This window comes from Bacteroidota bacterium, assembly GCA_016713765.1.
GTDB lineage: Bacteria > Bacteroidota > Bacteroidia > AKYH767-A > 2013-40CM-41-45 > Pollutiaquabacter > Pollutiaquabacter aromativorans.
In genome coordinates this window covers 483111-503760 of record JADJON010000001.1, presented here as the reverse complement: position 1 = coordinate 503760, position 20650 = coordinate 483111, and the positions used below count along the sequence as shown (strand labels likewise).

The 20650-nt window shown below is 43.2% G+C and carries 17 protein-coding genes; 1 reads left to right on the top strand and 16 read right to left on the bottom strand.

Annotated features, from left to right (window positions below):
* Window positions 1-241: 241 nt before the first annotated feature.
* A complete protein-coding gene (locus IPJ96_02040; GenBank protein MBK7909128.1) occupies window positions 242-4231 on the top strand; it encodes a T9SS type A sorting domain-containing protein in 3990 nt (1329 codons plus the stop codon).
* A 73-nt stretch (window positions 4232-4304) separates the two neighbouring features.
* Here IPJ96_02040 and IPJ96_02035 read toward each other — a convergent pair whose 3' ends face one another.
* The 16 genes from IPJ96_02035 to IPJ96_01960 all read right to left on the bottom strand — a co-directional run bounded on the left by IPJ96_02035 (window position 4305) and on the right by IPJ96_01960 (window position 20286).
* A complete protein-coding gene (locus tag IPJ96_02035) occupies window positions 4305-4808 on the bottom strand; it encodes a hypothetical protein (protein MBK7909127.1) in 504 nt (167 codons plus the stop codon).
* Between the two features lie 648 nt (window positions 4809-5456).
* Complete coding sequence (locus tag IPJ96_02030) at window positions 5457-5906, bottom strand: DUF2141 domain-containing protein (protein MBK7909126.1); 450 nt, start codon at window positions 5904-5906, stop codon at window positions 5457-5459.
* Between the two features lie 5 nt (window positions 5907-5911).
* On the bottom strand, window positions 5912-9004 hold the full coding sequence (locus IPJ96_02025) for an efflux RND transporter permease subunit (protein ID MBK7909125.1): 3093 nt from the start codon (window positions 9002-9004) through the stop codon (window positions 5912-5914).
* Window positions 9005-9015: 11 nt separating this feature from the next.
* Window positions 9016-10071 carry an efflux RND transporter periplasmic adaptor subunit gene (locus tag IPJ96_02020; protein MBK7909124.1) on the bottom strand — a complete coding sequence of 352 codons (1056 nt, stop codon included), beginning with the start codon at window positions 10069-10071 and terminating at the stop codon, window positions 9016-9018.
* A gap of 10 nt (window positions 10072-10081) precedes the next feature.
* On the bottom strand, window positions 10082-11416 hold the full coding sequence (locus tag IPJ96_02015; GenBank protein ID MBK7909123.1) for a TolC family protein: 1335 nt from the start codon (window positions 11414-11416) through the stop codon (window positions 10082-10084).
* A 13-nt stretch (window positions 11417-11429) separates the two neighbouring features.
* Window positions 11430-11717, bottom strand: a complete 288-nt coding sequence (locus IPJ96_02010; GenBank protein ID MBK7909122.1) for a hypothetical protein — start codon at window positions 11715-11717, stop codon at window positions 11430-11432.
* Window positions 11714-12175, bottom strand: a complete 462-nt coding sequence (locus tag IPJ96_02005; protein ID MBK7909121.1) for a hypothetical protein — start codon at window positions 12173-12175, stop codon at window positions 11714-11716. The genes IPJ96_02010 and IPJ96_02005 overlap by 4 nt, the downstream gene beginning before the upstream one ends.
* Window positions 12172-12561, bottom strand: coding sequence for a hypothetical protein (locus IPJ96_02000; protein MBK7909120.1), 390 nt, complete (start codon window positions 12559-12561; stop codon window positions 12172-12174). Before IPJ96_02000 ends, IPJ96_02005 begins: the two co-directional genes overlap by 4 nt.
* Window positions 12558-13151 (bottom strand): TetR/AcrR family transcriptional regulator, encoded by a 594-nt coding sequence (locus IPJ96_01995; GenBank protein MBK7909119.1) that lies wholly within the window; start codon window positions 13149-13151, stop codon window positions 12558-12560. Before IPJ96_01995 ends, IPJ96_02000 begins: the two co-directional genes overlap by 4 nt.
* Window positions 13141-13554, bottom strand: coding sequence for a hypothetical protein (locus IPJ96_01990; protein MBK7909118.1), 414 nt, complete (start codon window positions 13552-13554; stop codon window positions 13141-13143). Before IPJ96_01990 ends, IPJ96_01995 begins: the two co-directional genes overlap by 11 nt.
* 442 nt (window positions 13555-13996) lie before the next feature.
* A complete protein-coding gene (locus tag IPJ96_01985; GenBank protein MBK7909117.1) occupies window positions 13997-15532 on the bottom strand; it encodes an IS1182 family transposase in 1536 nt (511 codons plus the stop codon).
* A 230-nt stretch (window positions 15533-15762) separates the two neighbouring features.
* Window positions 15763-16635 (bottom strand): SDR family oxidoreductase, encoded by an 873-nt coding sequence (locus IPJ96_01980; protein ID MBK7909116.1) that lies wholly within the window; start codon window positions 16633-16635, stop codon window positions 15763-15765.
* 68 nt (window positions 16636-16703) lie between these two features.
* A complete protein-coding gene (locus IPJ96_01975) occupies window positions 16704-17099 on the bottom strand; it encodes a helix-turn-helix transcriptional regulator (protein ID MBK7909115.1) in 396 nt (131 codons plus the stop codon).
* A gap of 204 nt (window positions 17100-17303) precedes the next feature.
* The gene (locus IPJ96_01970) at window positions 17304-18224 is read right to left on the bottom strand and encodes a restriction endonuclease (protein MBK7909114.1); all 921 of its coding nucleotides are present in this window, start codon (window positions 18222-18224) and stop codon (window positions 17304-17306) included.
* Window positions 18221-18409: a hypothetical protein gene (locus IPJ96_01965; protein ID MBK7909113.1), complete on the bottom strand. Its 189-nt coding sequence runs from the start codon at window positions 18407-18409 to the stop codon at window positions 18221-18223. Before IPJ96_01965 ends, IPJ96_01970 begins: the two co-directional genes overlap by 4 nt.
* A gap of 419 nt (window positions 18410-18828) precedes the next feature.
* Complete coding sequence (locus IPJ96_01960) at window positions 18829-20286, bottom strand: IS1182 family transposase (GenBank protein ID MBK7909112.1); 1458 nt, start codon at window positions 20284-20286, stop codon at window positions 18829-18831.
* Window positions 20287-20650: the final 364 nt, after the last annotated feature.

Here is a 20650-nt window from a genome sequence, read left to right as displayed (position 1 = left end):
TGAATTGGGTCCATTTCAATAAAATCCCCATCATCATACAAATTCATTAGTCCGCCTTTTCACAATACAGATTGCTGCATTGACACATCCGGAATGCATGATCGCCGAATATAATTGAGCTTCGGCCCATCGGGAAGCTACTTTGCCCACGTTAAATCAGCTTCATTCGATGCATTCACACAACTACACTTCTGCAATGAAAACACTTCAAAACGATCGAAAAGATCGATCTCGGACAACCATGTCCGGAAGGATGCAACAACTGGCCTTCCTCCTGTTGGGACTGATCCTTTTTAGCGGAAAATCATCGCAAGCCGGCGCGCTGCATGATTTTACAGCATCGGACGCTGCGGTCAACAATATGCTGAACCGCTTCGACGAGAAAATCTATTTCACCCGCAACCAGGGGCAGTACCGGCAGGGCGTCCTTTTCAAGGCGGATTTCCCGCTCGGCCAGGCGATCGCTACCCCGCAGGGGATGCTGATCAAAGCCTACGATCCCGCTTCTGTTGAAGCTCGACGTGAAGATGGTGAACGCATTGAACAAGAGATCCATGACGGGCTTCCGGCACGTGCGCTGAACGTCAATCTGCGCGGACACGGCTGGATGATGCGATTCCTCAACAGTTCGGCTTCGATGAAAGTGGAAGGACGAGACGCACACGGTGACCCGATGAATTTCTTCATGGGAAACAAGTCTGCAGTGGGCGTTCAGAGTTTTCAGGAAGTGTGGTACCGGAATGTCTACCGCAACGTGGATGTCCGCTACTACCCTGCCGAAGACGGCACAATGGAATATGACATCATCTGCAAACCGGGGTTTGATGCTTCCCGCATTGCGGTATCGTTCGACGGCTTAAAGGAACTACAGGTGATAGACGGACGACTTGTGCTCGCGACATCTGTCGGTGATATCGCGGTTCCCGCTCCGGTTGCGTATCAGCAGATCAACGGTCAGCGGGAATTCGTCAGCGCAGCCTATACGGTTCAAACCAACATTCTCCGATTCCAGCTTGGTAAATACGATCCGGCTTATCCGGTCATTATCGATCCGATCGCGCTCCGTTGGGCGACCTGGGTGAATACGAACTCGAGTAGCGACAACCACGGCCACTGCATCTGGGTAGATCCTACCGATGGAGCCATCTACATGGTAGCCCGAGTTGTTGGCACTACTGACGAGATCACAGTAGGGGCATTCGATGAAACGGCCAATGGTAATCTTGATATGATCGTCGGAAAATATCTGGAACCCTCCGCGGTAGGCCAATCTGGTACGCGTGTATGGGAGACGTATCTTGGCGGCAGCGGCGATGACAATCCTTATGCGATGGAACAGGGTCCGGATGGCAATCTATACATTACCGGTTACACCTCCAGCTCGAATTATCCGCTGATCGGCGGTGGCGCGTTTACGGGTAGCAGCGTCGACCAGCGCGGTCAAACCGTCAACAACATATTCGTCACCAAGATCACGCCAGATGGAGCTTCTATCAAAAGCGCCGTGATCGGTGGCAACCAGGATGAAGGTTCCTTCGACATTCGTCTTGATGCAACCGGCAACCCGGTGGTTTGCGGCAACACGCGCAGTACGAATCTGGCCACCCTGTACAGCGGTTCAGGTGCTTCGAACAGCAATGCCGGCAACGCGGATATCCTGATCTTCAAACTCAATCAGGACCTTTCATCGGTACAGTGGATGAAGAACTATGGTGGAAGTTCTGCGGATGTTGCCACTATCATGTTGCTGAACAACGCCAACGGCGATCTTTTTCTCGGCGGTTATACCAACTCTACCAACTTCCCGGTCAGCAACGCGCGCCAGTCAACACTCGCTGGCAGTCAAAGCGGTATTCTCCAGAAACTTGACGGGAACGGTAACGTAGCCTGGTCGTCTTACTTCCAATCGGCCAGCAACCGCAGCACCTCGATCCTCTGCATGGAGTTCAGCCTGCTGAAAGACCAGTTATATTTCGGCGGTATCACAACAGGCCTCGCCGCTTCGAATATCTCCTCTTTCGGAGTACTCGACAATACGCAGAACGGCAGCAACGACTTCTTCGTCTGCCGCATGGATACGAACCAGAATTTTGTCGCATCGACGTACCTCGGCGGCACCGGTAGTGAGGGAAACATGATGGGTCTGAACACAGACCAGAATAACGACGTGTACATCTTCGGTTACTCCGGCAGCAGCGACTTTCCGGTCAGCGGCCTGCCGAACACGCCTTTGCAGACTACTAACCTGGGAAGCAACGACAAGACATTTACCAAGATCAACTCCGATCTTTCATCATTGGTGTTCAGCACCTACTACGGCGGCAGCAACGACGACTATGATCCGGTAGGAGAACGCGGCATCAAATTCTCCAACTGCCGTATCTACACGATCGTAACCTCGGGTAGCAACAACATCCCGCTGACCACCGGCGCACTGAACACCACGAAGAACAGTAACGTGGGCCTCTACGAACCCGGGCTGGTCGTCTGGGCCAACCCTCCGGATCTGCTGGGTAATTCGATCACCGGCACGCAGGGTATTTGTGCAGGTAACACGCCGGGCGACCTGAGCGGCTCTGAACCGGCCTATGTACTTCCAGAAATCTCCCGTAACGGAACCGGCTCTAGCTATCCTTCACTTGGCTCTGCAGCCACCTACCAATGGCAGATCAGCACCGACAGCGTTACCTGGAATGACATTCCGGGAGCTACTTCCCAAAACCTTCTGGGAAGCCAGATCGGGCCGCTCTTTGAAAAGACTTTCTTTCGCCGGATTATCGGTGGTGACGCATGCATCCTTGCCGGGGTTGCCGACCAGGTTGTTACCGTAAACATCGCAACCGCCGCCGGAACTGTAACCAACCTCCGTTGTTTCCAGGATGCGAGTGGCAGCATCACCGCTACTTCGAACGGTGTGGCTCCCTTTGATTATCTCTGGAGTGATGGACAGACGACTGAAACCGCGACGGGCTTGTCGGCTGGAAATTACAGTGTCACGGTAACGGACCTTAATGGCTGCAGCGCGACTGCCAGCTTCACGCTGACCGAACCTGATCTGCTCACGGTGAGCGCCACCGGTTCGACTGTTACCTGTACCAGCGGCCCGGGTGAAGCAACCGCATCTGCACTGGGAGGAACGCCGGGATATAATTTCTACTGGAACTCCTCTCCCGCTCAAACTTCCGCTACTGCCACCAATCTCTTACCGGGCGTCTATACAGTTGTGGTGACAGATGCCAACCAGTGTTCCGCCACCTCATCTGCAACCGTAAATGAAAGCGATCCGATTGTCGCGACGCTCAACAGCACGCCGGCCACGTGCAATGCTGCAGACGGTGTGCTCGAAGTGATCGTGACTAGCGGTACCGCCCCCTTCACTTACGCCTGGAACCCAAGCGTCAGCACGGGTAGCGTTGCCAGCGGACTCACCCCCGGTTTCTACGAAGTCTCGGTTTCTGACGCCAACGGATGCAGCACCGTGTTGAACGCCTTCATCAATGCTACAGGCGTAAACGCCTTTGCCGTATCTCAGACCGATGCAACCTGCTCAAACGGCGATAACGGTTCGGCAACGGTAGGCGGTTCCGGCGGCATCGCTCCGTATTCCTACCTCTGGATGCCGATCGGTGACACGACCGCTACGGTCAACAACCTTGCGCCCGGAACGTATACGGTCATGGTCAGCGACTATACCGGTTGTCCGGCCTACGTCCAGGTCGCGATCGGATACCAAAACCGCGCCCAGCTTGTTGAACTCGGCAACGACGTCGTGGAATGCCTCGGCATGAACGTCACGCTGGACGCCGGAGCCGGATTCCAGTCTTATCTCTGGAACACGAACGAAACGTCGCAGGCGATCAATGTCGGTACAGCCGGCAACTACTCTGTCCTCGCAACGGACGTCAACGGCTGTGAAAGCCTCGACGCCCTCAACGTTGACTTCATCCAGTGTCAGGTCACCCGTGCGGCCATTGCGATGACGAACGACCGCGTCACGGTGTTCCCCAACCCTGCGCATGATCGTCTTGAGATACGTTCAAAGAATCTTGCAGCCGGCAACGTGACGATCCGCCTGTCGGATGCCCTCGGCAAGACCGTTCAGTTCTCCGAAGAAACCGGCGGTGAATCGTACAGCAAGACCCTGGACCTTCACCAACTCAAACCGGGTGTGTACTTTCTCCACATTCGCAATGGCGGGAACGACGAGTATGTGAAAGTGGTCGTGGAATAAGAACAACAAATAATTCAAATAATGAGAAAGCGCCCGGAATACCGGGCGCTTTCCTATTTCATTCATGAACCATTCAGGCCGATTCGGTACTAACCCGAGGGTTCTTACGCACATATAACTTCAACCCCACCACCTCAGCGATTCGCTTTGCCAGAACGTCTCCTCCCTCGCTGAAGGGCCAGACATACAACCACCGAATCGCATGGTCCCGTCGAATGGCCCGGATAGCGGCGAGCGACACCTGCTGCGCCAGGCCTTTTCCTCTGAACTCCGGTAACACCAGAGCCGAACACAGGTATAAGGCGTCAACGTGTTCGCCAGGATGAGTCCGGTCCAGTAATTCGCGTTCTCCAATCTTGTGATCAAAAAACAAGTCCATCGTTTCCCGGGTTGTGGGGATCAGCAGGATCCAAACGACCGGTCCATCTCCTTCAACATGCTCGGACAAGGTCGCAGGATGCAGGGACTGCAACCGCTCGATGACGGCTTCGTCCACATCCAATTGATCAGGATCGGTTCGAGCCGAAAACACCTCTCCGGCAAGGCGGATCATGCGACCCAGGTTAACAGACTTCATGCGACCGGCTTTTGAGCGAACGTTCAAATGTAAATGTCCGCACGTACCTTTACGTCGTTCAGAAGGCATCACGACCACCGGGGTCCGCCGGACCGCTGCAAGAACCTAACGACCTCATCCGCACACCCATGAAAAAAATCACCTGCACGACGGGCCAGGATTGTATTGTCTAACCATCAAAATCTGCCAACTGAAACGATTAGTGATACGACTTTTTGTTACCTGAACCCCCTGGATCCGGTACCGATGACCAACTAAGCCTGATCGGCACGGGCACTAAACCGGCATACGCAACACATTGAATACCCATAGTCACCTGCACGGCGCCGCGAAAGCGGGGTTCCGTGCAACTGCGGCTTCATTGTCCGTCCGCCGACGGCGGACGCAACGAAGCCTTAGTTGTTATAAGCTGGCCTTCTGTCTGTCGAGGTTGCAGAGTTGTTGTCTGCCGTTGGTTTTACTGTAATTGTCGAGCTGCGTATGTGTCGGCTGTGGGTAGCGGTTTTAAAAATTTAAGAAGGGAAGGAAATTTTAAAAAAATAATTTTTCTTTGGGGGTAAAGGTGTAAGCTCTTTTGCAATTTTTGGTCTGTGCGTTGGCTTGTGCGAATTGCAAATGTGCTTACGCCTGTGCGATGGCTAAACTGTCTTACATATAAATCACCTTTACATTAATTGACTTGTTTTCTTTCAACTCAAAACTTGCTTTTGAAAAATTAGGTCTGTTTGTCAAGCCAATTGATTGAAAATTTGAGAAACCAATACCTTCTATCGGCAAAATAAATCCTTTGTCAATTTTACCATTTTTGTTTTCATCGTGTAAAATGTTAACAGCATATTTACCTGATGGAATATTTTCAATAGTAATTGTTGATGAACCATTCACAATTTCGCCTTTTACAATTTTGTAATAGTTTTCATAATCTTCATCTGGGATTGAGCCGTCTTTGTTATAAAGTGCAAATTGAACCACGCCTTTTTCATTCCGTAAATTCTTCACCTCAATTGCTAAGGAAAATGTTTTTGCATTCGGTTTGGCAAATGAATAAAGTGTGAGTGAAAACGAAAATGCGAGTAGTGTTATGATTGTTATTTTCATTTCAATTATTTTTTACGATTTATTTTTTCTTTCGTTGTGTCAACTAAATAATAGACCATAGGCACTAAAAACACGGTCAAAATTAAAGATGATAGAAGTCCGCCAATGATTACCCAAGCAAGTCCGTTTTTCCATTCTGCTGCTGTTCCTGTTGCCATTGCAATGGGAAGCATACCAACAACCATTGAAAGAGTTGTCATTAGGATTGGTCGCATACGACCTTTTCCTGCAATGATTAAGGCTTCTTTAAAATGTTTACCTTCTGCTTTTAATTGATTGGTAAAATCGACAATTAGAATAGCGTTTTTGACCACTAAGCCCATTAGCATAATTAAACCCAATAAGGCGAATAAACTTAAATTGCTTAACGACAAATTCAAAGCGAAAAACGCCCCAATTGCTGCAACTGGTATAGAAAACAAAACTACAAATGGATAAACAAAACTGTCATACAGTGCTACCATAATCAGGTAAATCAGCAAAAACGAAATGAGTAAAACAGAACCTAATGCTCCAAAACTATCATTCTGTCTTTTGATGTCACTTCCCCAAGTCATTTGTATTCCGTTTGGCAATGGATTTTCTTTGAGATATGCTACTACATCCTCTGCTACTGTTCCTGATGGTCTGCCTAATGCGTCTGCTGTCAAAGTAACAGCAGGTTGTCGGTCTTTTCGTTCTAATAATGACGGGGAATTGTCTTGCTCTACGCTTGCAAATTGTGAAACTTCAACTGGTATTCCCATTGGGTTAATGATAGAAAGTTGTTGAACATCCTCAAAATTTTGTCGGCTAAATTCAGCTAACCAAATTCTCACAGGATATTCTGTTCCGTTTTCGGTTAGGGTAGCATCATCATTGCCTGTAAATGCTGTTCTTAGGTTCAATCCAACATAAGCGGTAGTTAAACCTAATCGTTGCATTTTATCTTTGTCGGGAATTATTTTGTATTCGGGACTACCTGCTTCAACTGATAAGCGAATGTTATCCGCACCAGGCATTTTTTCAATAATCGCTTTTAATTCGTTTCCGCTTTTCATCACTTGATTTAAGTTGCTTCCGCTTAATGTAATTTCAATTGGGGCGGAACGAGGTATTAAACCCAGTGCAGCCATTGAATAATTTATGCTCGGAAATTTTGATTTCAAATCTTCTCGCAGGGATTTCATAAATGTTTCGGTAGACAAATTATGCAGTTCCTTCTTAGATTTTAATTGAATGGTAAATTCTGTTTTGTTTGCAGAACCAACACCCAAACTTCCAATACCTGTGCTTGGTCCACCAATATTACTGAATACTGTTGCTACTTCAGGTTGTTGAATAATGTATGCTTCAATTTTTTGAGCAATTAAGTTGTTCTGTTGTATAGATGTGGATTTATCAAACTCTAAAGCCATTCTAAATTTGCCTTGGTCACCTGTTGATATTAATTCTTTACCTATGATGCCTTGCTTCATAATGCCTAAAGTCATTACAAAAAGCAACAAAACAATTCCTGTGAAAATTAATTTATGGCTTAAAACCCATTCTAATTGTCTGCCATACCAATTGGTGAAATTTTCTAATTGATGCTCAAACCAAAGCAAGAAACGATTGAAAAAAATAGTTGGTTGTAAATCTTCTTTCTTTCCAATACGTGAAGCCAACCAAGGTGTAAGAGTAAAACCAACCAATAAACTGGTGAGTGTTGAAGTTACTACAACTACCGAAAATTGTTTGAGCATATCTGCAACAAACACTTGTAAAAAAAGAATTGGTAAAAATACCACTACGTCAACTAATGTAATTGACAATGCAGCAAAGCCAATTTCCATACGACCATCCATTGCAGCAATTCGTTTATCTTTTCCCTTGTCTAAATGTTTTTGAATATTTTCTAATACTACCACTGCATCATCGACCAAAATGCCTATGATTAAAGACATTGCGAGTAAGGTCATTAGGTTAAGCGTGTAGCCTAAAAGCCACATTACTGCAAACGCTGTAACTAAAGATGTTGGAATTGCAACGATAACAATTAATGAGTTTCTAAAACTTCTTAGAAATAATAGCATAACCAATGAAACCAATATCACCGCTAATATCAAATCAAAAACAACTGAATTAACTGCTGCAATAGTGTTGTCTGTGCTATCGTCTGCAATAATAAATTCTACACCTGAACTCGCATTTTGTTGCTCAATGGATTTGAATTTTTCACGAACTAATTTTGAAACATCTACAGCGTTTGCATCTCCTTGCTTTTTCAATAAAAGACCGATACCGTTTTTGCCATTGTAACGACTGATAGAAGTTGTTTCTTTTATGCCATCAATAACATCTGCTACATCTTTTACATAAACAGGACTGCCCATTACAGGCATCGCCACTTGAACATTTTTAATATCTTCTAATGATGTAAATTTTCCGGTTAAACGAACGGAATTGTTTTCTTTTTCGGTTAGCACTTTACCGGCAGGTAAGTCTAAGCCCGAACGATTAATTGCTTCAACAACCTGAACCATTGAAATTTTATACAATTTCAGTTTGTCCTGATTTATTTTTACCTGAATTTCTCTTTCTTCTCCTCCTAAAACGGTAATCTCTGCAACGCCTTTTATTTGTTGAATTTGTGGCAGATAATCATCTTTCATTTTTTGATAAAACTCAGTAGTAGATAAATTACTTGTTGCACTAATTGACATTATAGGCAAATCATTTGGCGAAACTTTACTCATTACAGGACTTAAAACATCCTGTGGTAAATCTTTACGAATGTTGTCAATGTAGCGTTGTGCGTCTTGCATTGACTTATCCAAATCTGTCCCGTATTTCAGATTGGCTATGATGATTGAGGCATTTGGCAACGATTTAGTAACCAAGTAATCTACACCCTCCAAGTTGGATAAAGCATCTTCAATTTTTCGTGAAACAGATGTTTCTACTTCGTTGGGTTCAGCACCTGGATAAACAGTTTTAATTACAACTACTGGCTGATTAAAATCAGGCATTAATTCGTAACTCAAATTTTTATACCCTATAAAACCTAATAAAGTAAATACGCTGAAAAGCACGATTATCAGCGAAGGGCGTTTGATTGATATTTCTGTAATATTCATTTTTGCTGATTTTATTTAACAGTTACATTTGCACCATCAAAAAGATTGATGAAGCCATTCGTTACAATTACTTCACCTTCATTTAATCCATTTGAAACAACTGCTTTATTCTTTATCTTATTTGATATAGTGATGTTTTGCAAAAGGGCTTTGCCATTTTTCAATATGTAAACTTGCGGTTGATTTTCAGAACCTACGATTGCTGACGCTGGAATAATAATGCCCCTTCCTAGTTTATCACTTTTTAAATTCACTTTACCAAACATCCCTGATTTTATTTTCAAATCTGATGTGTTATATACAGTAAACTGAACTGGAAAACTACTGCCCATATTTGCTTTACTACCTATCATAGTGGCTTTCCCCGTTAATAGAATATCAGGATAAGCATCTACTACTACAGGATAGCTTTGATTTAATTTGAATTTGCTTAACTCATTTTCGGGAATATTTACAGTGAATTTTAAATTTGTAATGTCAGTTATTTGAAGCAATGGAACTCCGGGTGCAGCGAATGCTCCTTCTTCACTTAGTTTTGCCGTAACTACTCCGCTAAAAGGTGCTTTAACTGTGGTTTTGTTTATCTGCTCCAACAAAGTGGTTTTTTGCACTTTTGCAGATTTCAAACCTAACTCTGCTTTCTCTAACTGAATGCCTTGTATGGCATCTGCTTTAGCTAAAATGGTATAACGATTTACATCGGCTTCCAAGCCTTCAATTTGCACTTCAATAGTTTGCAGTTGCAGTTTCAATAATGAGTTATCCAACAGCACTAATGATTGTCCTTTGTTTACAATACTTCCAACATCAACTAAAATGGTGTTGATTTTCCCTTGTAATTCGGCACTTATTTTCGTTTCCTTATTAGGTTCAAATGTTCCTGAATAAGAAAATTCAGCGTTCACATTTTCCAATTGCAATGTATCTACCTGAACATTTATAGCTTGTTCTTTATCGTATTGATAAACTTTGCCTTGTGTAATTTCTTTGTTGGTTTTTAGCTTAAAAACAACAAGGACAACGATTGCAACAACTGCAACAATTCCTATTATTTTTTTCCAATTCATTTTCATTGTTTTAATTCTTTTTAGAAATATTTCCAGTTAGTTTTTTTAGTTCTAAATCTGCTTTTAGATAATCAATTACTGCGGAGAGGTAAGTTTGTTGTGCTTCACGTAAAGCATTGTCAGCAAGCAAAACATCTGTTAGGTTTGCTGTTCCTTGTTTTTGTTGAAGAACAGTTTGTTCGTATATAGTCTCTGCTAACTGGATTTGTTTAGTAGTGGTTTCGGCTGTCTGTTGAGCAATCTTTCTTTGCAGTTTTGCATTTTCAACCTGCATATTATTTTGTTCGGTAAGTAAGCTGAATTGAAGCTCATTATTTTGGAATTCAATCCTTTTCTGATTTATTTTCCGTTGCGTAACCGTTCCGTTAAATAAAGGATAGGAAATCTGAATACCTGCAAAACCAATCGGATAAAAATCAAGGAAAGAAGTAGGTTGTCCATTATAACCAAAGCCCGTTGTTCCATACATTCCAATCAGATTTAGCGAAGGCAAATACCTTGATTTATTGAGTGTGTTGAGTTCACTCGACAATAAGCGGTTTTGAGTTTTTATGATACGAATATCTAAAGTTGATGAAGGTGTATATTCATTTGTATTTTGATATTGAATGTTCGCTTCAATTTGTAGATTTTGTTCAATGGAAATACCCATTGCAAATTTCAAAGCATTTAGAACTTGTTCATATTTACTGCTTATATTTTCCTTTTGCGTGGTTAATTGTGATACTTGCAATTTTACCTTGCTTACATCTGTTCCTTTAGCAAGTAATTGTTCATTGAGCAGTTGCATATTTTTTAGAAGTAGTTCTGCATTAATCAGGTTGCTGTCAATAAAAGTCAACTGATGATGCAAAATTTGTCCATTGTAATACAGGTTTGAAATTTCAAAATAGATTTGCTCTTCTGTTCTTTGATATTGCAAGTCTGTCAACTCCGAGGCTATTTTAGTAGTTTGAATAGCTCCATAAACTTGTGGACTATACAATGGCATTGAAAGTTGCAAGTTGGCGTTGATGTTGTGCGGAACACCAAATTGGGCTTCTTTAAACTGTCCTTCAGGTGCTGTCGGATTAAAAGTCGACAAAGGCATTAATTGATAGGGCAGGTTTGTAAAATATTTGTAATCGGTATTGGCTGTTACTTTCGGAATTAAATTCGCTTTGGCTTCTTTTTCTCTTTGTTCACCAATAGCAACATTGTTTCTACTCATTTGCAGGTTTTTATTGTGAACCTGTGCTGTATCAATACACTGTTGCAGTGTCCAAACTTGGGCTTGAGCTGTATGAACCCCTATTAAAAGGAATAGTAGAAGCAACTTTTGTATGTGAATATTTACTAACTTCATTGGTCAAATTTTTTTACTTGATGAGTATTAATTGACTTTCAATAATTCCATCTACCCAATGTTTTACCATTGGTTCAATGTTTATAAAGTCACCCGATAATAGTTTTTCTTTTATCCCTTTTTCATTTTCAAAAATCACTTCTCCTTTCACACAAATCAAAAGTGCTGGTGTTTTGGTAATATGCTCTTTTAATTTCTCGCCTTGCAAAATTTGTATGGCAGTTGCATTGCCCAGTTCACTTTTAAAAAGAGAAGTTGCTGAAACTGGTTTTTCTTGAGTATGTAATTCTTTTATGTTCATTGGAAGTATTGATTAAATGCTGTGAATGAAGTTTGAATATTTTGAAATTGTTTTTCTGCTTCGGTTTCGTCTTTAGCTTCTGAAAGTTCTTTTACCAAATCAATGTAGGGCAATAACCACTTATGCAGTTCATCGTGTGCTTTGCCTTTCATTGTGCAATTAGAGGTAAGTAAATTAATGTTGGATTGTAATTGTTTTGATAATGACTTGTAATCTTTTTGCTCAACCTTAGCAAAGGAAATAACATCGTTTTCCATATTACGAATATGAGTTATCATATTAGCATCAACTTCCCATTTTTCACCATTGTTAAGTTCGATGTTTTGTATTTCAGCGTTGTGCTGATGTTCTTCGTGAGTAACGGTTTCGGTTTGCTCTTTTGATTTTTCGTTAGAAGTATTGCCACAACTGAAAAGGAACAAACTGATTACTGGAATTAAAATCGTTATCTTTTTCATAATTTCTTTTTTGTTATTGTGAAATATGCAATGATTGCAAATACAAGGGTCACGGAAATTCTAAAAATCATTGCACCGATGGTTTTTGTTTCATAAATACCACCTGAACTTGCGTGAATTTTAAGACCGACAAAAGCTGTTATTAGAATAAGTGTTGAAATTCCTAAAAGCGAAGTAGTCCATTTCTTGTTTTTAATAAACCCATAAGCAGCGAATAGGTAAAGAATGCTACTGATGAAGTTTGACCAAACCACAAACAGAACATAATTACCCTCTTTGGCTCTAATGCCAAACAAATCAAATATAACAGATGTGCTTAGGAATAATGTCAGCAAACCAAACCCTGCTAAAATCGTTGTTAATAAATAGGGGATTATTTTTTTCATTTTTCTAACATTTTCAGAAGTCCGTTTAATACATTTTTTCCATCATTTACTAAATTGGATTTGTTACCCGAAAGCTTCCATTTTAAAACAACCATTCGCATACTCCCCATAATAATTGTTGTAATAGTGTCAGCTCCCAATAGCTTTCCATAAACACCTTCGTTTTGTCCTCTTGTAATAAGTGCGTTAATGTTGTTTTGCATCAGAGCCATCATTGTTGAAACCTTGTCACTTAGTTCTTTATTAAATTGAAATATTCCTTCGGAAAAAATCACGCTAACTATGGCAGGTTTTTGAACAAATGTGTTAAGTTGCGACACAAATACTTTTTTCAAAAGTTCAGAAGGTTGTTTTTCTTTATCTTCTATTATTAAAGCAAGTCGCTCGTTCATTTCTAAAATAAAATAGGTCAATAGACCGAGCAATATTTCATTTTTACTTTTAAAATGGCGATATAATGCAGCCTCAGATAAACTCAGGTCGGAGGCTAAGTTTTTTATCGTTAATTCCTGTATTCCGAATTTATCAATGCGAAGCGTAGCGGCTTCCATTATTTCTATTTGCCTTTCGGTAAAATCTTTATTTTTCATTGTTTAACTTTAAATTAATAAACGAAAAACCTAACCAAATTACAGAAGCAGTCATAGCAATTGCTCCAATTAATACTAATGCAGGAGGCAAGCCAAGATACACCTCAGTTAATATTCCTATTGGCATTAATAATCCTGTAAGTGCCAACCAAGAAATGGCTTTCACGTTTTTAAGTTTGTCTCTGAAATGTAGAAGTAAATAACCAATTAGAATATTTAGAAAGGCAAACAAGTTGCCGTGAACGTGAGCCAGTCTACTTTCAAAGTGCTTGCCGATACTGTATGAGTTCACCCATTCTTCCATTCCTGGAGCAAAGTCACGGAGATAAATAAGTAGAAAACCGTAACCCATAAAAAGCCCCATTGTCAGGAAGCCTATTGAGATGTTGTTTTTGCCGTTCATTTTATTTGTATTTATTATGTAAGTGAGTATTCGCTTACAAAGGTAATTGAATTATATTCACACCTGCAAGTTTTTTTTGAGAATACTTTAAAATATGACGAAAATCATCTGGTGCGGTGGGTAATTGGCTCTTTTGGGGTTTGCCTGTGTGTCGGGTTATGTGAAGGGGCAAACCCCAAATGTGCCAATGTGGGGAGGCTAAAATTATTTTTTAAAATGTGCGGTGGGAAAATTTTTAAAACCTTGCGTTGGCTTGAGTGTCGGTAAACTGGATTGGGTCTGTGGCAAGTTACAGCGAATTGTCAACCGAGTTTTTGTCGCCAGAAAGTTAGTTTGGAAGTCAAAAGACTGGTCGTTTTGGTGTCCGCCCGATGGTTGCACGGTTGTCTTTTAGGCTTGCTTATAACGGCAGTTCGTGCAACAACCCACCCCAAAATCACTCTCACGCTACCTGGGCGTTGATAGGCCCAAACCGACAGCCCGGATAGTTTAGCTGCTGCCAGCAATTACGGAGTGCCCTATCCGTAAAAATAGAAAAAAGCAGCTTCCTCAGCCACTTTTTCAACTTAGGCAGGCCTAGGATGTTTATAACCCTCCGAAAATTATAAATCAGGTAAATGAGTCCGAACTCTCCTTCGTTCTTCCGCAGGCCTTTTAACAGGATGTGGTCGTATCCCCACTGTCGTTTGATGGTCCCGAAGATGTGTTCGATGATCTGCTGACGAAGTGTATAGACGGATGAGTTTTCTCTGACCCGCCGGTTGTTGCGCTCTACCGCTTCGGCATGTACGGAACGCTCGATCACCCGGCCGTTCGGATTGCGCGTGCACAGGTGCCGCACTTCACAATTATTACAAGCCGTGGTCTTGTAGTGTTTTACCCGGGTTACCGACTTTTCGTACTTTTTGTTGTACCACTGACCGGTGGTTTTCAGGATATATCCCTGTGGACACACATACTGATCTTTCTTCGGGTTATAACGAAAACGCTCGCCGTAAAACTCCGGGGTGGGAACGGGATTGCTCCGGGGAACTTCCTGGTATGCCACGTAGGTGTAGATGTCTTCCCGCTGGCAGGCGGCAAGCTGCTCGCCGTTGTGGTAACCCTTGTCGGCCAGTACGGCCACGGCCTCTGTATCACAGATGCTCTTGGTCTTCTGAGCCATCGGCAGCAGGGCTTTGCGGTCGTTCTGGTTGGTGACTTCGTACTCGAGCACCAGCTTATTGGCCGAGTCTGCGACGGTCTGCACGTTGTAGGCCACTTCGATCACCGAGCCGTGCAGGATCATGCTGCGGGCATCGGGGTCGGTGGTGGAGACCTGGTCCTGGCCGGTGGCGGCAAGCTGCTTTTCGATGCGCTTATACTTTCGGCGCTGAGCTTTTTGTTTCTTCAGCTTCTCACCAACGGCTTCCTGCTGAGCTTCATCCAGGTCACCGGCATTGAGTTCTTCGATATAGGATTGAATCTTGGTATCGATGTATTCCAGTTGCCGGTCGATTTTCTTCTGGTTGAAGTTGTTCTTCTTGGAGTTGACCGCTCTGAACTTGCTGGAGTCCAGCGCCACCAGTGTTTTCCCGGTCAGGCCCTTGCGGTTGAGTTGCCGTACGAAGTGGGTGAACGCATTACGGAAGAGCTGCGGATTCTCCGACCGAAAACCGGCAATCGTACGAAAACAGGGCTGCAGGCCTTTCAATAGCCACAGCAGCTCAATGTTCCGCTGGCACTCACGCGCCAGGAGCCGGGAGGTTCGGATCCTGTTCAGGTATCCGTAGACATACAATTTGAACAGATCCGCCGGGTGATACATCGGCCGGCCTTCTTCCACCGGCGCTTTTTCCAAAAAACCCAAATCCTTAAGCGGGAGCGCATCCACAAACAGATCAATTACCCTGACCTCGGCATCTTCCGGGATCAAATCATCGATACACGTCGGGAATAACGTGGCCTGCCTGCGATCAAATCCGGTGAGGTATTTCATGGGAAGCCGATTATCCTCTGAAGATAATCAGCAATCCCCTTAATTGGATTGAATTTCTTTAAACAGGGCGGGAAGGTTTTTGCACAGTCTGACGGTTTCGGGTATTGCCGAAGTGGGGGCATTTGAAAACCGTCAGTTCAAATATAGCAAAAAGGCTGATAGAAGTAACCCTGTTGAATTACTTCCATCAGCCCCCATTTTGGCAATACCTTGTTAGCGGTTCGGGCTTTTTATTTCCTTACGCTCAACATTCCCTGTGTCCCAAAGTTGGTGTACAGACCAGTCATAATCTGCTCAAGGTGTTCATTGTAATTCTGAATGTGGTCTGCCATACCAATAAAATCAACAGCCGTGCGGAATGACTTGTCGCCTTTAGGTTTTTCTATAAGTTCGGCAAAGGCGTCTGCAACTTTTTGTGGATTTTGCTGCGGATTGTTTTTTAAAACATTTTCAAAATTATGTAGTGCTGCTTCTGGCACTTTTGCAAAATCACCATAACCCAATTCACGGCTGTTGTCGCTTGGTCTTAATAAATTATCAGAGAATGCAGTTGGGTAACCTCCTGGTTCTACAATGCAATTTTCAATTCCAAAGCCTGAAAGTTCTACTCTGTAATTTTCAGCTAAGGCTTCCAATGCCCATTTTGAAGCCTGATAGGCTCCATAAAATGGTAATGCAATTCTTCCAAGTAAACTTGAAGTATAAATAATCAGCCCGTTTTTCTTTTCACGAAAGTAGGGAACCACAGCCCTATTCATTCGCTGAACGCCAAAAACATTGATGTCAAATACTTTTTGAAAATCAGCAGGTGTAAAGAACTCCTGCATTCCAAGAACACCTAAGCCCGCATTGTTTATCAAAACATCCAAGCCATCAAGGTCAGAAATGGCTGAGTTTACTCCATTCGTAACACTTGTGTCATCTGTAACATCAATCTCAATGATTTTCGCACCTGCTTTCCTCAGTTCGTCAGCAACATTTTTGTTTTTGCCGTTAATGTCACGCATTGAAGCAGCAACCTGATGTCCTTTTTGTAATAACGTCAATACGGTTAATTTTCCAAACCCACCGCTTGCACCCGTAATTAAAATTTTCTTTGCCATAATCTATTTGCATTTGTTAATGCAAAGTTGCAAATAGAGGATGGTTTGGTTATGGTGAGAAGTTCCTATTATTTGGTGATAAGTTCAGTTTTTGAATTTAGCTCACGAAACTGTTTAGGGGTTTTGCCTTCATAACTTTTGAAAAATTTGGTGAAGTTGGAAGGGTCGAAAGTCAATGTCTGTGCGATATGTGAAATTGTGTTGTTAGTTGTGAGCAAAAGTTCTTTAGAAATTTCAATAAGCTGTTCCTCATAAATATCACAGGGGGATTTACCTAATATTTCCTGAATTGTATTACTCAAATGTTTTGGGCTTACAAATAATAAGTCTGCCAAGTCCTTTATTTCAAAAGTTTTGTCAGCTTTTCCGTGTTTAAGGTCTGTCAAATGTTTGCCAAGCTCGTTAAGATATTGGGTAACTATTTCCTTTTGTCTTGCTGATGCTTTATCTTTTACTTTTGTCATTACACTGTAGTTAATGTTGATTGGGTGTCGTTTTAGCCTGACCGCTAACGTTTCTGCGCTTGGCGTTCGTGCGGGATTTCGGAGGACAAAACTGTCAACCCAGCACTAAAGCCCAATTGGAAAACTGAACTTGAATTTAAGCACTTCGCCCCGCATGACGCCAAACGCATGTTAGCGGGTCGGCCTTCTGGTTGTCCGTATGTTTTATTCTTCTCCAAAATAGTCGCTGTCAATTTTTTTAAGTTCATAAGTCTGCTGTGTCGTGCAACCAAGATTGTAGTCAATCATTAGTTGAGCCAACTGTTCACCGTCTATGAGCACAATTTTCGTTTCATTTCTTGGTGTGTATTCCAATGCTTCTTTAGTAAAATTTGAAGTGGTTATGAAAATTCCTTTTTTGGCTCCTTGTCCGGCAAGTGCACCAACAAATTTTTGAAGTTCCGGTCTTCCAACAACATTTCCTGGTTTCCAACGCTTGGCTTGAATGTAAATGATGTCAAGTCCAAGTTTATCTTCTTTAATTGTTCCGTCAATTCCTTCGTCACCGCTTTTACCCATTGCTTTTCCTGCGTCTTTGATTGAACCACCGTAACCCATTTTTACTAAAAGTTCAACTACAAGTCGCTCGAAAAAAGCAGGAGAGAGGTCAACAACTTTATTAAGTAGTTCAGATGCCAATGATTTTCTTATCCGCTGATATGCTTTATCTAAATTCTCTTCAGGTGTTTGTTCGTTATTTTCAATGATTGTGATTTCATCTTCTTCACTGTCATTGTTGTTTCGTGAAGCGTTTTGAAACTCCAAAAATGCAGGAAACTGTCTTAAATACTTTGCGTCAACTCGGTCAAGGTTTTTCGCTAAAGTCTGTCTGCCAAGGTCAGTGATGGTAAAAGTCGCTCGTTTTGGTGAGTCAAGCAGTCCTGCTTTTTTTAGATAAGTCTTTGCCCAACCAACTCTATTGTCAAAAATAGCTTGGTTACCACTTGCCAAAAGTTCTTTTCTTTCTTCGTCTGTTACTTGAAATTCAATTGCCAAACTTTCAATCAAGTCTCTGTATTTGTGTTCTTGTCCATCCGCTACGAGTTTGAGTAGTGGAAGCATTAATGATTGGTAGTCTGGTATCATACTTTTTCTGTTTGTGGTCTATATGGAAATTCTTTTTGGCATTTTTCCCAAAAAGCATCTCCGTTCACTTCTGGTAAATTTTCTTTAAAAAAATTAATCGTTTCTTCCTTCATAGTTTCGATAGCTCCTAAAAACTTGTCGTAAAAAACTAAATGTTGTTCAGTTGCCGAACGTCCCTTATTCATTGCAAAAAAAATGTCTCTTGGATGGAAATGGTAGTTACAGCCACTCGGACAGTTGCCAATAAATTTTGGATATCGTGTTAGGTTTCTGAATTTGTTGTAATGTGTCTTGAAGTGAGAGAAGCAAACCATATCCGTCAAAACTGTCAGAAATAGAGCTACTGCAAATAATTCTTTCCCGTCCTTGTCCAAAAAATCTAAATGGTCAGATGCAGGTGTTAGTCTTTCGTATTGAATCGAAAAAGTCTGTTTGTTCTCTGTGTCTTCGTGAAACCTACTCGTATCAGGAATTGTCGAGAAGAACCGATTTATGTCGTCCCGAAATTTAGAATTGTAGTATGTTTTGAAGTCTGTCATTTATACACTATGTCGTCTTTTAGGCTGCCCGCTAACGGCAGTTCGTGCAACAACTCCCCAAAAATTCAGCACCACCCTTCCCGGACGATAACAGGAACAAGCTGCCAGCACGAATATTTTTGGTATTGCCTTGCATTACGGAGCGCCCTATCCGTAAAAATAGAAAAAAGCAGCCTGGTGAGCCACTTTTTCAACTTCGGCAGGCCTAAAATGTTTATAACCCTCCGAAAATTATAAATGAGATAGATTAATCCGAACTCGCCTTCATTTTTCCGGAGGCCTTTGAGTAGTATGTGATCGTAGCCCCATTGTCGCTTGATGGTGCCGAAGATGTGTTCGATGATTTGCTGGCGCAGGGAATAGGTCGATGTGTTTTCACGCACCCGGCGGTTGTTGCGCTCTACCGCGCCGGCATGTTGAGACCGTTCGATCAGGCGCCCCTTGGGGTTGCGGGTGCACAGGTGTTTGACCGCGCAACTGCCGCAGGCCGTCGTCTTGTAGTGCTTGACTTTGGTTACCGACTCTTCGTACTTCTTATTATACCAATGGCCGGTGGTCTTCAGGATGTGACCCTGCGGACATTTGTACTGGTCCTTCTTCGGGTTGTACCGGAAGCGCTCGCCGTAGTACTCCGGAGTCGGCACGGGATAACTGCGGGGTACTTCCTGGTAGGCTACGATTGTGTAGATGTCTTCCTGCTCACAACCGGTAAGCTGCTCGCCGTTGTGGTAACCCTTGTCCGCCAGTACAGCCACGGCATCCGTATCGCAAATACGCTTGGTTTTCTGCGCCATCGGCAGTAAGGCTTTCCGGTCGTTCTGGTTGGTGACTTCGTATTCAAGGATGAGCTTGTTCCGCTCATCTGCCACCGTCTGTACATTGTAGGCCACTTCGATTACCGACCCGTGCAGGATCATGGTCCGGGCATCGGGATCGGTGGTGGAGATTTGGTCCAGGCCCGTTTCCGCAAGCTGCTTTTCAATGCGCTTGTACTTGCGACGTTGGGCCTTTTGCTTTTTCAGTTTCTCAGCGATCGTGGCTTCTCTGGCCTCATCCAGATCGCCTGCGTTGAGTTCCTCGATGTAAGATTGGATCTTGTTGTCGATGTACTCCAGTTGCCGGTCGATCTTTTTCTGGTTGTAGTTTTTCTTCTTGGAGTTGACCGCCCTGAACTTGCTTGAATCGAGCGCCACCAGCGTTTTCCCGGTCAGGCCCTTTCGGTTGATCTGCCGGACGAAGTGGGTAAACGCATTGCGGAACAGTTTTGGGTTGTCTGACCGAAAGCCGGCAATCGTACGAAAGCAGGGTTGTAGTCCCTTCAGTAACCAGAGCAGTTCGATGTTCCGCTGGCACTCACGCTCCAGCAGGCGAGAAGTCCGTATGCGGTTCAGATAACCGTACACATACAATTTGAACAGATCGGCCGGGTGATACATCGGCCTGCCCTCTTCCGCAGGTTCATTTTCTAAAAATCCCAGTTCTTTCAGCGGCAACGCGTCTACGAATAAATCGATAACCCGCACTTCCCGCATCTTCCGGGATCAAATCATCGATACAAGTCGGGAATAAAGTGGCCTGCCTGCGGTCGAATCCGGTTAGGTATTTCATGAAAAGCTGATTATTCTCTCAATATAATCAGCCCCGCCCGGAAACAGATCAAAATTCTTTAAACAATAGGGGAGGGTTTTTGCACAGTCTGACGGTTTGCGGCTTGGCGTAGTGGCGGATTTTTAGCACAAAAGTTCAATCGAAGCACTGCACTTGAACCTACCACAAAACTGTCATACGAAGCACCGAACCCGCCATTACGCCAAACCGCTGTTGCACTAAACCCCGCTTTCGCGGGGTAGCCTGTACTACCTGAGCAGAACTGTTTTCGGATTGATC

Excerpts from the sequence above, each read along its gene's own strand:
- IPJ96_02030 (MBK7909126.1), bottom strand. The coding sequence starts at position 5,906 with ATGAAAATAACAATCATAACACTACTCGCATTTTCGTTTTCACTCACA.
- IPJ96_01965 (MBK7909113.1), bottom strand. The coding sequence starts at position 18,409 with ATGAATAAGGGACGTTCGGCAACTGAACAACATTTAGTTTTTTACGAC.
- IPJ96_02040 (MBK7909128.1), top strand. The coding sequence starts at position 242 with ATGTCCGGAAGGATGCAACAACTGGCCTTCCTCCTGTTGGGACTGATC.
- IPJ96_02005 (MBK7909121.1), bottom strand. The coding sequence starts at position 12,175 with ATGAAAAAGATAACGATTTTAATTCCAGTAATCAGTTTGTTCCTTTTC.
- IPJ96_02010 (MBK7909122.1), bottom strand. The coding sequence starts at position 11,717 with ATGAACATAAAAGAATTACATACTCAAGAAAAACCAGTTTCAGCAACT.
- IPJ96_01995 (MBK7909119.1), bottom strand. The coding sequence starts at position 13,151 with ATGAAAAATAAAGATTTTACCGAAAGGCAAATAGAAATAATGGAAGCC.
- IPJ96_01970 (MBK7909114.1), bottom strand. The coding sequence starts at position 18,224 with ATGATACCAGACTACCAATCATTAATGCTTCCACTACTCAAACTCGTA.
- IPJ96_02020 (MBK7909124.1), bottom strand. The coding sequence starts at position 10,071 with ATGAATTGGAAAAAAATAATAGGAATTGTTGCAGTTGTTGCAATCGTT.
- IPJ96_02025 (MBK7909125.1), bottom strand. The coding sequence starts at position 9,004 with ATGAATATTACAGAAATATCAATCAAACGCCCTTCGCTGATAATCGTG.
- IPJ96_01985 (MBK7909117.1), bottom strand. The coding sequence starts at position 15,532 with ATGAAATACCTCACCGGATTTGATCGCAGGCAGGCCACGTTATTCCCG.
- IPJ96_02035 (MBK7909127.1), bottom strand. The coding sequence starts at position 4,808 with ATGAAGTCTGTTAACCTGGGTCGCATGATCCGCCTTGCCGGAGAGGTG.
- IPJ96_01975 (MBK7909115.1), bottom strand. The coding sequence starts at position 17,099 with ATGACAAAAGTAAAAGATAAAGCATCAGCAAGACAAAAGGAAATAGTT.
- IPJ96_01980 (MBK7909116.1), bottom strand. The coding sequence starts at position 16,635 with ATGGCAAAGAAAATTTTAATTACGGGTGCAAGCGGTGGGTTTGGAAAA.
- IPJ96_01990 (MBK7909118.1), bottom strand. The coding sequence starts at position 13,554 with ATGAACGGCAAAAACAACATCTCAATAGGCTTCCTGACAATGGGGCTT.
- IPJ96_02000 (MBK7909120.1), bottom strand. The coding sequence starts at position 12,561 with ATGAAAAAAATAATCCCCTATTTATTAACAACGATTTTAGCAGGGTTT.
- IPJ96_02015 (MBK7909123.1), bottom strand. The coding sequence starts at position 11,416 with ATGAAGTTAGTAAATATTCACATACAAAAGTTGCTTCTACTATTCCTT.